Annotated in this window: 11 protein-coding genes; 3 read left to right on the plus strand and 8 right to left on the minus strand. The window is 72.9% G+C overall.

Annotated elements, in window-relative coordinates; all coding sequences use genetic code 11:
- Positions 1–2,004 precede the first annotated feature (2,004 nt).
- The 4 genes from FHS39_RS13935 to FHS39_RS13950 all read right to left on the minus strand — a co-directional run bounded on the left by FHS39_RS13935 (position 2,005) and on the right by FHS39_RS13950 (position 4,777).
- Positions 2,005–2,163 (minus strand): DUF6760 family protein, encoded by a 159-nt coding sequence (locus FHS39_RS13935; protein WP_184349629.1) that lies wholly within the window; start codon positions 2,161–2,163, stop codon positions 2,005–2,007.
- Entirely contained in the window at positions 2,160–2,666 is a 507-nt protein-coding gene (locus tag FHS39_RS13940) for a hypothetical protein (RefSeq protein WP_184349630.1), read from the minus strand. The genes FHS39_RS13935 and FHS39_RS13940 overlap by 4 nt, the downstream gene beginning before the upstream one ends.
- Positions 2,666–3,109 (minus strand): phage tail protein, encoded by a 444-nt coding sequence (locus FHS39_RS13945; protein WP_184349631.1) that lies wholly within the window; start codon positions 3,107–3,109, stop codon positions 2,666–2,668. The genes FHS39_RS13940 and FHS39_RS13945 overlap by 1 nt, the downstream gene beginning before the upstream one ends.
- A gap of 66 nt (positions 3,110–3,175) precedes the next feature.
- Positions 3,176–4,777, minus strand: coding sequence for a phage tail sheath family protein (locus tag FHS39_RS13950; protein ID WP_184349632.1), 1,602 nt, complete (start codon positions 4,775–4,777; stop codon positions 3,176–3,178).
- Between the two features lie 443 nt (positions 4,778–5,220).
- On the opposite strand from FHS39_RS13950, the gene FHS39_RS13955 reads away from it, so the two are divergent.
- On the plus strand, positions 5,221–6,705 hold the full coding sequence (locus FHS39_RS13955) for an eCIS core domain-containing protein (RefSeq protein ID WP_184349633.1): 1,485 nt from the start codon (positions 5,221–5,223) through the stop codon (positions 6,703–6,705).
- A gap of 84 nt (positions 6,706–6,789) precedes the next feature.
- Positions 6,790–8,166, plus strand: coding sequence for a hydrolase (locus tag FHS39_RS13960; RefSeq protein WP_184349634.1), 1,377 nt, complete (start codon positions 6,790–6,792; stop codon positions 8,164–8,166).
- A 22-nt stretch (positions 8,167–8,188) separates the two neighbouring features.
- Here the strand turns inward: FHS39_RS13960 and FHS39_RS13965 are convergent, their stop codons facing one another.
- From FHS39_RS13965 to FHS39_RS13975, 3 genes are all read right to left on the minus strand, one after another.
- On the minus strand, positions 8,189–10,234 hold the full coding sequence (locus FHS39_RS13965) for an ATP-binding protein (RefSeq protein WP_425507776.1): 2,046 nt from the start codon (positions 10,232–10,234) through the stop codon (positions 8,189–8,191).
- Positions 10,231–10,908, minus strand: coding sequence for a Pvc16 family protein (locus FHS39_RS13970; protein ID WP_184349635.1), 678 nt, complete (start codon positions 10,906–10,908; stop codon positions 10,231–10,233). The genes FHS39_RS13965 and FHS39_RS13970 overlap by 4 nt, the downstream gene beginning before the upstream one ends.
- Positions 10,909–11,057: 149 nt before the next feature.
- Positions 11,058–11,714: a helix-turn-helix transcriptional regulator gene (locus tag FHS39_RS13975; protein ID WP_184349636.1), complete on the minus strand. Its 657-nt coding sequence runs from the start codon at positions 11,712–11,714 to the stop codon at positions 11,058–11,060.
- Between the two features lie 268 nt (positions 11,715–11,982).
- Between FHS39_RS13975 and FHS39_RS13980 the strand changes: the two genes are divergently transcribed.
- A complete protein-coding gene (locus tag FHS39_RS13980) occupies positions 11,983–12,489 on the plus strand; it encodes a Rieske (2Fe-2S) protein (protein ID WP_184349637.1) in 507 nt (168 codons plus the stop codon).
- Here FHS39_RS13980 and FHS39_RS13985 read toward each other — a convergent pair.
- Positions 12,476–13,150, minus strand: a complete 675-nt coding sequence (locus tag FHS39_RS13985; protein ID WP_184349638.1) for a cysteine hydrolase family protein — start codon at positions 13,148–13,150, stop codon at positions 12,476–12,478. The genes FHS39_RS13980 and FHS39_RS13985 overlap by 14 nt on opposite strands.
- Between the last annotated feature and the right edge of the window lie 56 nt (positions 13,151–13,206).

Below are 13,206 nucleotides of genomic sequence, written 5' to 3' on the forward strand. Positions count from 1 at the left end.
GACGGCACTCGGGCGAGCAGCCGACGGAATCCCGGAGGGGGTACTCCCGGCCGGGGGCAGGGACTTCACCGGCCCAGCCGTGGACCGACCCGGAGCTGCCTGCGGTGCGCTGGAACCGGTCGCCGACGACACACCGGGTACGACGCGGGCGTCGGCAGCCGGGAGCGACCGCTGAACAGGAGCCGCTGCTGCCGCAGGGCCCGAGGCCGGCACGGCTGCCGGGGCGGCGGCCTCTGTCGAACCTCCAACGGCAGTCGGGCGATCGGCCGGCGCCGGGCCCGGGGACGCTACGGGCCGGGTCGCGGCGTCCCGCACAGGGGGCAGTGCGCCCGGCCGACCGGCCGGGGCACCGGCACCGCGCGGGGCGGGCGCCGGCGGACCGGCCGTCGTGGCGGCACGGCTGACTGACGGAGCCTGCGAGGTCGCCGGTCGGCCGGAGCCGACACCCGGCCGTCGGTCGGCAGCCTCGTCCCGGCTCGGGGCGACCGCTCCACTAGGAGCGGCAGACGTCCGGCCCAGACGTGGAGCCTCTCCCGGGGACACGTGCGCGGGGCCGCCACGACCGGGCGGTGTCGCCGGTGCCACGCCACCCGCAGCCGCACCGGCACCGGCACCGGCACCGGCACCGGCACCCGTGGACCGAACGGGGGCGGGCGCTGCGGCGTTGCGTTGCCGGGCCGGGGCCCGCTGTACGCGCGCCGGACCGGAGACCGCCGTGCCGCGCTCGCCGTGCGGTGCGCCGGCCGAGGGCCTGGCTCCGGCCGTGTCGTCGCTGGTGTCGCGTGCTTCGCCGCCGGAGGCAACGTCACCGTCAGGGGAGACAGCTCCCCCACGAGGGCCGGGTGCCGCGTCGGCGCCGGGCCCTGCAGGTGTGCGGTCGCGACGCGCGGCCGCCCGCTGCACCGATGGCCCACGCCCGGTCGGCGCTGCGCCGGGGTTGGACGGACCGGCACCCACGTTCCTCGGCGAGGGCGCGGGGCGGCTGAGCGGACCACGCGAGGCAGCCGAGCCGGCTCCCCCTCGGTCACCCTCGGCCGGCGAGACCGCTCCGGGCTCGCCGGCCCTCGTAGCGCTTACCCCTGTACCGGGGCCACCCGCAGTCGTTGCCGGGTTTTCTGCGGACGCGCGTTGCTTCTGCTGCGCCACCGGCAGAACCCTTCGTTGTACGGCCCCCTGCCCGGCCGGCGCCTTGGTCAAGGGCCGTAGCCGGGAGGAGGTGAGCGGGGTGGGCGCCACGCGGGCATCGCGCGCCGGGAAGGGAGCGGACGCGGTGGGCGGAGCCGCCGGCGCCGACGGCCCGGCAGGGCGCATCCGCCGGACCGGGTCAACCGGCGCATGCTCCCGCGCCTCCGGCGTCCCCGGGGCGGTCGACCCGCCCGGTACCGCACCTGGACGACCCTGAACGCCGTTACCGGCCGGGCCACTTGAGGAAGTCGGAGCCGCCACGACCGACCGGGCCGTGGCAGCAGGTGCGTGACGACGACCACCCACAAGCGGAACGGCAGGCCCGGCAGCGGAAGCGACCGGCGCCGGGTGCCCGTCCGCCCCTCCCCCGGCCGGGCCCGGGGTCGGCATCATCGGTGGCACGGCCCACAGCGGCGCCGCGGGGGCCCGCTGCACCGTCGGATCCGGCAACGCAGTCGCCCGGAACAGCGTGCCCAACGGCCGCTCCAGCCCCGTCACCGGTCGGGCGGTGTCGGTCATCGCCCCCGAAAGCAGGCCGCCGACAGCGGTGTCCAGGACGCCGATGCGGGACCGCGCCCCCGTGAACGAAGGGTTCTGCCACGTCGGCAGCCGCTTGCCGAAGCCGGCGTCCGCGACCCCGGCCCGGCCGTCGGCCACAGAACGCTGGAGGGGCGGCAGCCCGCTCCAGGCGGTCGCGGATGCCGCACCGCTCGCCGGCAGCACCTCGGCGGCGCCGACGCCGCTGTCGGCCCGGTTGTCACTGCCGCCAGGGAGGCCACGACCGCCTCGGCCCCGCAGCCGGTCCAAGAACCCCACGGCTCAGCCCTCCGCCCCGGCGCGCGCCACGAAGGACCCGATCCGGTCCGTGTACCCGCGGCGGTCGTGGTGTTCCAGGTCCAGGATCGTCTCCAGGTCCCAGTGGAAGTGGTAGGCGACGTACGCGATCTCCTCGTGCAGTCGGTCGGTCGCGTACGTCACGATTCCCCCAGGCGGCTCCCGCCGAGTTCCACCTCGAACGGCTCGGAGCAGTGCGGGCACTCCACCGCGGCGCGGGTGTGGCCCTCGGCGTTGATCTGACGGTAGAAGTCCTGGAGGAACGCGAGATCGGAGGCGAACATGCTCTCCACGATCCCGTCGTGCACCATCGGCAGCGTGCCCAGGCGCGTGATGACCCGGCCGAGCAGCACCACCGACAGGTACGCCGGATTCTCCTGGACACGGACGTCGCGCAGCGGCACCAGCTCGTCCCGTGCCGTCGACAGGCGCATCACGCCGTCCCGGTGCACGGTGCCCGACTCGTCGACGTATCCGCGCGGCAGTTGGAAAGGGAACTCGGTGCGCAGGTCGCGGGGTGCCGCGTCGGCCGGCGCGGCGGGGGACGCGGGAGCGGGGAGCCCCGCGCCTGCCGCCGCAGCCGGGGAAGCCGGTGGCGCCGCGAGGGCGGTGCCCGCGCCAGGCGCACCGGCAGCCGTGCGCCGCATCACTCGATGACCAGTTCTTCGAAGACGATGGTCACGGTCTCGGTGAGCGCGGACGCCTCGCCGGCCTTCAGGGTGCTGGCGTCGATCTTGCTGCACCAGGCGTTGCGCAGGTTGTACCGCTTCACCGGATTGTCCTCGTAATCCATCATGATGATCGAGGCGTTCTTGCGGGCCGTGCTCATCTGGCCGTGGATCGACTCGTTGATCCACGTCGTGAACGAGGGCGACTGGGTCATGCCGCGCACCACGGTGCACTGGCCGTTCTTCTGCACGCCGGGCAGCAGTTTGACCTCGACATGGCCCTGCGCCGAGTTCTGCTGATAGACGATGACGTCCTGTTCGATGCTGAGGCCGCTGACCTCCGCGAGGTACTCGACCATCACGCCGTCGATCTGAAGTCCGAAATTGTGTGAGGTGAGGGAGTCACCCTGCATGAGACTCATGGGTTCGCTGTCCTTCCGAGGCTTCTGGACGGTGGTGTGCGGGTGCTGGAGGCGCCGGCGGGTGGCCTACTCCTCCAACTCCCCGCTGCCGCTGGAGAACTGGGACAACCGGAAGATCACGAACTCCGCCGGCTTGACCGGCGCGATGCCGATCTCGCACACGACCCGGCCGAGGTCGACCGACTCCCGCGGGTTGGTCTCCTCGTCGCACTTGACGTAGTACGCCTCCTCGGGCCGCTGCCCGAACAGCGCGCCGCTGCGCCACTCGTTGACCAGGAACGCCGAGACATTGCGCCGGATGCGGGCCCACAGGGCGTGGTCGTTCGGCTCGAACACCACCCACTGGGTGCCGATCAGGATCGACTCCTCCAGGTAGTTGAAGTACCGGCGGATGTTCAGGTATCGCCACTCGGGGTCGGACGAAAGGGTGCGGGCTCCCCAGACCCGTACGCCCCGGCCGGGGAAGGCACGGATGCAGTTGACGCCGATGGGGTTGAGCAGGTCCTGCTCACCTCGGGTGATCTGGAGCTCCAGGTCGACCGCGCCGCGTACGACCTCGTTGGCGGGTGCCTTGTGCACGCCGCGCTCGGAGTCGTTGCGGGCCCAGATGCCGGCGACGTGGCCGCTGGGCGGGACCATGCGGGCCTGGCCCGTCGCCGGGTCGAAGGACTTCAGCCAGGGGTAGTACAGGGCCGCGTACTTGGAGTCGAAGCCCGCCGTCTCCTGGCGCCACACCTGTACCTGACGGACATTCAGCCCCGGCGGCGGGTCGATGATTGCGACCCGGTCGCCCATCAGCTCGCAGTGGGCGATGAGTCCGAGCTGCACGGCCTTGACGGCCTCCAGATCGATCGTCCCCCGCTGGTAGGCGGCCATGAGGTCGGGCACGGCCACCATGGACACCTCGTCGACGGCCTCCAGGCCGCCGAAGCCGGTGCGGTCCGCGGAATCGCCGAGGTACTGGGCCGGGCCGGGGTGCGCGGTCGTGTCCCGCTTCGCCGGTGCGGGTACGGGGGCCGGGGCCGGGGCAGGCGGCGCGGCGAGGGTGACGGTCTGGTTCTCCGGCCGGGTGAGCTGTGCCGCCGGCGCGGTCTCCGTCACGGTGATGAGCTTGGACCGCTCCTTGACCTGGGTGACGACGTAGGACCGGTTGGCCCGCTTGGCAGTGACGTCGAACGTCTCGACCGGCCTGTCACCGTCCTTGACGATCAGCCTGAAACGCTCTGCGGGCCCCTCGCCCTCGGGGTCGGCGACCTCCACGGTCAGCGGGCCTGTCGCACCCGGTGCCGTGGCCGCCACGGAGAAAGCGCCCAGCTGCGTCGGTTCGCCGGCGGGCAGGGCCGCCGGAGGGGCCGAGGCGGTCACCTCGGCGCGGGCCTCGCCCTCACCGGCGGCGCCCTCGGCGGAACCGCCGACCCGCACCACGTACGCGGCGGAACCGCCGTTGTTGAAGAAGCCGTAGACGGAGTGGGCGAGGTAGTACCCGTCGGTGAAGTCGCCGAACGAGGTGACGTACTGGGTCCAGTTCGTCACCAGCGTGGGCTCGTTCAGCGGTCCGGTCGGTGCGAGGCCGGCGAAGGCCGCCACGGAGGTGCCCACCCCCTCGATCGGGCGCGAACCACTGGCCACCTCCTCGACGTAGACGCCGGGCGACAGGTAGGACGGCATGCTGTGCTCTCCTCGGGATACGAGACGGGACGTTTCCCACCCTGGCTGGTGCGTCACGCCGCTGAAACGGTCCCGGGTGCCGGTTGCCGGGCAACGTCGCTGCCCTCAAGGGCACGGCCGTGCGCCTCCCGTCGTTGCCCTCTTCGCTGCCCCAGCGGCCCTGTTCGAGCCGGAGCCGGCTGGTCAAGGATGGTGGGTCAGCTCTGTCCCGTGCCGAAGGGAGCATCGTGCACGCACACGGAACACAGGCCCGGCAGGCCGGTGACCAGGACACACCCCGCCCGGTGAAGAGGCCGGGCACTCCGGCCGACCGGATTCTGTCCCTCCAGCGCCTGGCGGGGAACGCGGCCGTGTCGCGCGCCCTTGAGGAGGAGGAACACGCGCACGGGCCCGGTTGCGGCCATGCGGAAACGTCCCCCGGAGGGCCGGCCGTCCAGCGTCGGATGTCCCTGGACGCGGCGCTCGCGTCCCCCGGGCGCCCGCTGGAGCCACGTATCCGCGAGAAGGCGGAGCGCGTGTACCCCATGAACTTCGGCCATGTGCGAATGCACGACGGTCCGGTGGCGCAGCAGGCGGCGCGAGAGTTCGAGGCCGAGGCGTTCACCGTCGGGCCGCACATCGTCGCCGGGCAGCGGAACCTCCCCGACGAGACGGTTCTCCACGAAATCGACCACGCCTTCTGGAACACCATGGGGCATCCGCCGGCCATGGATACGGCGGGGACCGTCGACAGCGCCGGTGTCAGGGTCTCCAGCCCCAGGGACGCGCAAGAGGTGATGGCCGCCGCGAACGGCAAGAAGGTGGCCCAAGGGGGAACGCCCGACCTGTCGTTGCCCGGCCGGCCGGCACCCGTCGGCGATGCCGGGCCCGGCGGCCCGAGTGTCCAGCGCTCACCCAGGAGCTGGGCCGGCAGCGAGGAGATCCGGAAGGCACAGGGACTGAGGAAGGGCCTCCTCCCCGGCTCGCGGTGGCCCGATGTGGTGGCCGCGCTGAAGCGGTACGGCGAGGTGGGGGAGGACGACCTGGCCGCTCGGCGCAGCGCCTTGGAGGAGGTCGAGGCCCGCATCGGCGTGTGGGAGGGGAGCCAAGGTCGTGGAAATCGTGGAAGGGCGACGGACAACACCCGGGACAAGCAGCGCGCCGTCGCCGAGGTCCGGCATCTCATCACGGCCGAGCGGCGGGAGATCCACGACCTGGAAGCGGCCCGGCAGCCGAGGAGGGCGCAGCCCGCGGCGCCGATGAGCATCGCCGGACGCGGGGGCAGTCGGACGAGCGGCCCCTCGGGCGGACACAGCGACGGATCCTCATCCGGCCCCTCCTACGGAGACTCCGCCTCAACGCTCCGCAGTCCCGATATGAACGCCTCCGAGCGGGCTGCGGCACGGTACGTCAATGCCCCGCGGCTCCCTGCTGGCGTGAGCTGCGCCATTCAGCACACCGCCCACGCCGCCAGCATCAACCGGGTAGGCATCCGGCCCGCCATGGGCAGAGGCGGCATCGGCCTGCCCGACACCCAGCAGCAGCCGGACCGCCAGGCGTTCTATGTGGACAGCGGATCCGAACGGGGCCAGGGCGTAAGCAACATGATCGCGATGGACGCCGCCGCGGTCGGCGCCGACAGACTGATATGTGTGCTGGGCAAGAACGTTGCCTACAGTGAGGACACCAACTACGGACCCGGCGGTCGAGGCGCCAAGTCCTACGTCGGCAACGCGCCTCCGATCAGGCACCGGGAGGAACAGCCCCGCGGCCCCCTGTCCTTCCCCCTGCCCCTGGGCAACGGAAGCACCTTGGACCGGGTGACCGAGTTCCTGAACTCCCATCTCCCCGACGACCGACAGCTGACACCGGACCAGGCGAAGGCGATGGTCTACGGCCACCTGGTACGGGTCATCGGAGCGTTGATCGTGGCCCCACATCTGGACTAGCCGCACACATCACCGCCCATGAGGGCAACCAGCTCTGCCCGGCAGTCTCCTGACGGGACGCGCGGCCCCTCCTAGCGTCGTGGCGTGAGCCTTTGGACCTCTTTGGAACCTGCTTCTGCGACCGTCGACCCCGGCAGCAGCACCACGGTGCAGCTGCGCGTGCGCAACACCGGGGACATCGTCGACGAGTACCACTTCGCACCCGTCGGTGCTCTCGCCCCCTGGACCACGGTGGAGCCGCAAACGCTGCGGCTCTATCCGGGGACGACCGGCACGGTGGAGCTGACGTTCGCGCCGCCGCGTACGCCGGACGCGACCGCCGGCCCCAATCCGTACGCGGTGCGGGTCACGCCCAAGGAACATCCGGACGCCGTCGCCGTCCCCGAGGGCAACCTGACCATCACCCCCTTCACCGAGGTACGCGCCGAGTTGGTGCCGCCGACCGTGAAGGGGCGGTTCCGGGGGCGCCCGCGACTGGCCGTGGACAACCTCGGCAACACCAAGGTCACCGCCTCGCTCAGCGGCGGCGACACCGGCGACCGGCTGTCGTACGACCTCCAGCCGAGCAACATCCAGATCGAGCCGGGCCGGGCCGCGTTCGTGAAGGCGACACTGCGGCCCCGGCAGATCACCTGGTTCGGCTCCAAGAAGGAGCAGCCGTACGCGCTGACCGTGCGCCGCGCCGGCACCGAGCCGATGGCGGTGGACGGAACCTATGTGCAGCGCGGGGTCCTGCCGGGCTGGCTGGCCACCGCCTTCGGCCTGCTTGTCGCGCTGACGATCACGTTCGTCACCATCTGGCTGACCTACCAGCCGCAGCTGCAGAGCGCGGCGCGGGAACAGCCCCAGGCGGCCGGCGACATCGCACCGCCCAGTCCGTCCGCACCGATCAGCAGCGCGCCCGCCGAACCCGACAAGAAGCAGGACGACCCACCCGGGCAGCCCGACGACTCGGGCAGCGGGGGGACGGCGGACCAGCCCACGGAGCCCGCGGAGCAGACCGCGGCCACCGCGGTGCGCAAGCTCGCCGCCCGCAGCCAGGGCCGCCACATCTGCTACCGCGCGTACCTCGCGGACGGCGGCTGGCAGGACCCGGTGTGCGACGGGGCCGAGGCCGGCACGGTGGGCAAGGGCACGCCCGTCAAAGCGCTCAACATCGCGGTGTCCGGCACCCAGGGGGTCACCGGCGCCAGTGCCTATGTCGTCGAGGGCTGGCGGAAGGGCGACGAGTGGTCGTCGGCGGCGGACCAGGAGGACATGGTCATCGGCAGCACCAAGGAGGGGGACTCCCCCATGGAGGGATTCACCATCAAGGTCTTCGACGGCTCCGTATGCCAGTCCGCCTATATCAAGGAGAAGAACTGGCTGGGCCAGGTGTGCACCGACCCCGGCCAATGGAAGTACGGCGGAAGCCCGATGGAGCTGAAACTCCAGCTGGAAGCGGTCCGCTTCACCGTGTGACCACGCCGCGGCGCCCTTCCTGTCACCAGCTCGTTTCGCCCGGGACGAGCCGGCCCGCCTTGCGGTACTCGCGGCGGGCGCCCTCCCACAGGTCGCTCGCCGCGACGTGCCGGTCCCGGCCGGCCGCGAGGTAGGCGGCGGTGACCACCGCACTGCGGATCGCACCGCCGGCCAGCTCGAAGTCCCGGGCGAGGGAGTCGACGTCGATGTCCTCGGCGCGGGGCACGTGCGACAGGCCGTGCTGCCACAGCGCCAGTCGCTGTCCGGCGTCCGGGAAGGGGAAGTCGACCACCAGGTCGAGACGGCGGGTGAACGCGTCGTCGATGTTGGCCCGCAGGTTGGTGGTCAGCAGGGCGATGCCGTCGAAGGACTCCAGGCGCTGCAGCAGGTAGGCGCTCTCCATGTTGGCGTAACGGTCATGGGAGTCCTTGACCTCCGAGCGCTTGCCGAAGACGGCGTCGGCCTCGTCGAAGAGGAGCACGGCGTCCGTGCGGTCGGCCTCCGTGAAGATCCGCTCCAGGTTCTTCTCGGTCTCGCCGACGTACTTGTCCACGACCGAGGACAGCTGGACCACGTACAGGTCGACGCCCAGATCGGCGGCGATCACCTCCGCGGACAGCGTCTTTCCGGTGCCGGACTCCCCTGCGAACAGTCCGAGGACTCCGCGGCCGCGCCCGCCGCCCGCGCTGAGCCGCCAGTCGCCGAGGACCCGGTCGCGGTGGCGGGCGCGCAGGGCGAGTTCCCGCAGCTGCGCGAGGGGCCCGTCGGGCAGGACCAGATCCTGCCAGTCCACCGCGGGCCGGATCCGGCGCGCATGCCGTTCGAGGCCCGAGGCCGACTGCTGTCGGGCGGCGAGCCGGACGTGGGCGGCGGTGAGCGGGGTTTTGTCGAAGGCGGCGAGCGCCGCGGCGGCCCGGGCGGCGCGCCCGATGCGCTCGCCGCCGAGGTGGTACGGAGCCACGGTGCCGGCCAGGTCGAAGCAGTCGGCGGCCGGCCCCAACGCGGTCCGCCAGGCGGCGGTGCCTCCTGCCGGCTGCCGGGGCGCCTGCAGCACCAGCGGGTCGTGCGCGGACCACTGCGGATCGTACGGACGAGGGTCGGCCAGCAGCACGGTGACGTCCGCGGCGCCGGTCAACTCGCCCACCATGGGTCCCGGTTGGTCGGGCAGGCCGCACACCACGACCGCCCGGCCGCTCAGGCGCGCCTCCCGCAGCAGCTCGGGGACGTGGTCCGGGGCGCCGTGGAAACGCAGCGCGTCGACGCCCGCCGTGTGCAGAGCGGACGCGAGGGTGGCCAGGGCGTCGCCCTCGCGGTGTTCCCGCAGGTAGGCGGTGAACGGTCCTTCGCCGAGCCGGGTGGCGAGCCGTTGGACGAACGCCTCGTCGTGTGCGCCGGCGGGCAGCGCGTCCGGCATCGGATGCAGCCGGCCGAGGAGCACGGCATCCGGGGTGTCGTCGCCGAGCAAGTGGGCGGTGAGGCGGTCGGGCACGCACAACGAGCGGGTCAGGAGCGGGCGGTCGGCCTCCTCGACGGTCAGCAGGCCGAGGGCGCGCAGCGGCGCCGAGAGGTGGAAGCGGGCGCGGGCCTCCGGCAGGTGCGCGGGCACCCCGCACAGGTCGAGGGCGAGTTCCACGGTGGCGCGGCGGCGGCTCACGTCGTCGTTGAGGTAGCCGTAGAGCGGTTCGAAGGTGCGGTCGAGGTCGGGGGCGAGGGCGATGAGCAGCACGGCGGTGTCGAGCTCGGTCAGCCGTAGCCGGACGGCCACCTGGGCCAGCCGGTCGTCGGTGTCCTCCGGCCACCCCGTCGGCCCGGCCGGCCGTCCGGCCGCGTCCGGCACCGGGGCCGGCCGGGTGCGCAGCAGATGACGCACGGCTTCCTCGGACAAGTAGAGGCCGCGCAACGGGTCGTTCGCGGTGGGGTCGTCGGCGGAGCGGCGTTCGACCAGGGCGGTGACGGTCTGCCGCAGCCCGGCCAGCCGGTCGAGGAGGGAGCGGGTCGGGTCCGCGCCGCCGGGGCCCCGGGGCGGGGCGGCTGTGGGTGAAGTGTGCTCCAGGGACGAGGTGTTCACGACTGCTCCGTGCGGCGGGCCGCCTTCTGCTGGTGCCCGGCGCGGGCCGCCGCCACCTGGTGGGGCCGGTGGGCGCGTTCCGCCGACCGGGGCGGGCCGCCGTCCACACCGCGCACCCGGACCGCCGCGCCCTCCGTGACCGGGGGCCCCGCGTCGTACTCGGGATGCGCCGGGATCGGCACGGTCACCGAGACGTCCAGGGAGGGCTTGAGTTCGCCGCCCAGCGCGGACCAGATCTCGGCGAGGGAACGGGACTCCGCCCGGACGCTGCCCACCGTCACCGGCACCGACAGGCCGAGACGGCCCAGCGCGCCCGGAAGCTGCTGAGCGGCGAGCAGCTCATGGGGCAGCAGCGTCGCCAGCACCGCCGACAGCAGCCGGTGTTCGTCCCGCGGCGTCTTCGTCCAGGCCGTCACCAGGTAGGACAGCCGGAACCAGCGCGGAGGCCGGCGGCGGCGCACGACGATGTCGCGTTCATCGCGTACCGCCTCGCGGCCGCCCTGCCGCCGGGACGCGTCCTCCCGGATGTCGTACAGGTAGGCGTTGATCACCGGGGCGTTTCGCCGGGCCGCCCAGTCACGGGTGGGGACGTCGAAGGACACCTCGATACCCGAGCCGGCCAGTGCCCCGCCGACGAGGATGTCTTTGAGGACCTCGTCCACCTCGTGAATCACTCTCGCGCTCCCGCCTGCCGCCGCCCACCGAGGGCTGCTCTTCGCCTGTCATCGATCGTGCGCCCTGCGCCGTCCGGGGTGCACGCACGGCGGGGACGACGACGGGGCAGCGCTGCTGCCTCAAGGGCCCGCCCCCGCCGCCCGTCCGGTCAGATGTAGCCCTCCCGGAGGGCGTACGCCACGGCGTGCGAACGGTTGCGCAAGTGCAGGCGGGTGGTGAGTCCGTGCATGACGTTCTTGATGGTGCGTTCGGAGTAGGACAGCTTGCCGGCGATCTCCGAGGTGTCGAAACCGTCGGCCACCAGCCGCACGACGTCCACCTCGCGCGGAGTGAGGCCCAGGAAGGTCCCCGGCCGGTCGGCGCCGCCCCGGTGCAGGTGACCCACCTGGCTGATGAGTCGGCCCAGCAGGTCCGCGGGCAGGTCACCGCCGCCCTCGGCCGCGGTCAGCACCGCCTGCACCAGACGGGGTGCGGTGGCCTCGCGGCGCCAGACGATGGCTCCTACGCCGCACTCGATGACGTCCAGCAGTTCGTTCTCCCGGATCGTCCCCACGACGAGCACCACCCGCGCCCCCTCGCTGCGCACGATCCGCCGCAGCCGGGCGAGCGCGATCTCGTCGAGTACGTCCTCGACGAGCAGGGCCACTGTGGCGGAGCCGAGTTCCTCGCACAGGTCCACCTCCGGGTGCCGACGCAGCTGGCTGAGGACTCCCTCGCGGCTGATCGGATCGGGAGCCGTGACGGCTACCCGCACCCGGCTCGCGGAGGGTGTGGAGGCTGTGGAGGCCGGATGCGAGCTGAGCAAGCGTTTCCCCTCTGTTCACCGGCACATCCCCGGCGGGAGCCGTCGACCGGGGACGTGATTCGTACCTGTGCGCCTGCCTCGATGACGCCGACGGCATGGCCGAGGACGAACCGCGGTACCGACCATGCCGCAGGGATGAGGGCCGTTGCGTCGGCAAAAAATACGTAGCCGGGCGTCTACGCAGTCGTTGAACGCCGGAAGGGATCCAGCCGTACGACTCTTCGGACCGGATCGTCCGACTCCCTGCCCCCAACCAGAGGAGCGTTTTATGCCGCACGCGTCAGCCTCCCCGGCCAACCCCGCCCGTCGCACCGTCGTCGCGACGGCCGGGGCCGCAGGCCTCACCGCCGCCCTCGCCGCCTGTGGCGGCTCGGGGGGCAACAAGAAGTCGGGCGCTTCCCAGCCCGCGACCCAGCAGCCCTCCGCCCAGGCACCCGCGCAGCCTCCCGCCACGTCGTCCGCGCAGCCGGGCACGTCGAAGAAGCCCGGTGCCGTCCTGGCCAAGACCTCCGAGATCCCGGTGGGTGGCGGGAAGGTCTTCCCGGAACACAAGGTGGTGGTGGTCCAGCCGGCCCGGGGCACCTTCAAGGCGTTCTCGGCGGTCTGTACGCACGAGGGGTGCGTGGTGTCCAAAGTGGCGGCCGGGACGATCGACTGCCCCTGCCACGGCAGCAAGTTCGCCGTGGCGGACGGCGGCGTGCAGCACGGCCCGGCCCGCAAGCCGCTGCCGCCGGAGCGGATCTCGGTGAGCGGGGACTCCATCACCCTCGGCTGACCGGGTCCGGCGGGGACTGCCGGGGCTTCCTGCGCTGCCGCCAGCCGCGCAGGAGGGCCTCGGTGGTGGTGACGGTGGCGACGAGCGAGAGGGTGTGCCGGACCACGGCCGCCGCGTAGTCGGCGGGGACCCCGGCCACGGCATCCGCCGGGACGACCGCGGTGTAGCCGAGGTTGACGGCGTCGAAGACGGCGTTGGGCACGGCCACGTTGACCGACACCCCGGTGACGATCAGCGTGCGGCAGCCCATATTGCGCAGCAGTGCGTCCAGGCCGGTGCCGGCCAGCGGCGAGAGCCCGTGCAGCCGGCGTACGACCAGGTCGCCGTCGCCGACCGGGATCGGCTCGGCGATCCGGACGGCCAGGGTGCCGGTGAGCTGCTGCACGGGCAGCCGCTCGGCGGCGCGGAAGAGGGGGGCGTTGCGGGCGGCACCCCGGCCGTCGGGGCGGCGCTCGGCGATGGCGTGCACCACTTGGACGCCCGCTTCCTGCGCCCCGGCCACGAGCCGGGCCACGTTGTGCAGCGCTCCGCAGGCGCGTGCCGCGGCGGCGAGTTCGGGCAGGGCGCTGTCGGGGCCGACCACGCCGCGCTGGCACTCGACGGTGAGCAGCACGGTGGTCGCCGGGTCGAGCCCCGCGGCGGTGTGGTCCTGCGGTGCCATGGTGCGTGCTCCCTCGTCAGGGCGTGCGCGGATTGCTGTGGGGGCCGGGCGCGTGA

The sequence above is a fragment of the Streptomyces olivoverticillatus genome (assembly GCF_014203555.1).
GTDB classification, from domain to species: domain Bacteria; phylum Actinomycetota; class Actinomycetes; order Streptomycetales; family Streptomycetaceae; genus Streptomyces; species Streptomyces olivoverticillatus.

Coding starts and splice junctions, on each gene's coding strand:
- FHS39_RS13940 (WP_184349630.1), bottom strand. CDS start 2,666: ATGCGGCGCACGGCTGCCGGTGCGCCTGGCGCGGGCACCGCCCTCGCG.
- FHS39_RS13945 (WP_184349631.1), bottom strand. CDS start 3,109: ATGAGTCTCATGCAGGGTGACTCCCTCACCTCACACAATTTCGGACTT.
- FHS39_RS13950 (WP_184349632.1), bottom strand. CDS start 4,777: ATGCCGTCCTACCTGTCGCCCGGCGTCTACGTCGAGGAGGTGGCCAGT.
- FHS39_RS13955 (WP_184349633.1), top strand. CDS start 5,221: ATGTCCCTGGACGCGGCGCTCGCGTCCCCCGGGCGCCCGCTGGAGCCA.
- FHS39_RS13980 (WP_184349637.1), top strand. CDS start 11,983: ATGCCGCACGCGTCAGCCTCCCCGGCCAACCCCGCCCGTCGCACCGTC.
- FHS39_RS13985 (WP_184349638.1), bottom strand. CDS start 13,150: ATGGCACCGCAGGACCACACCGCCGCGGGGCTCGACCCGGCGACCACC.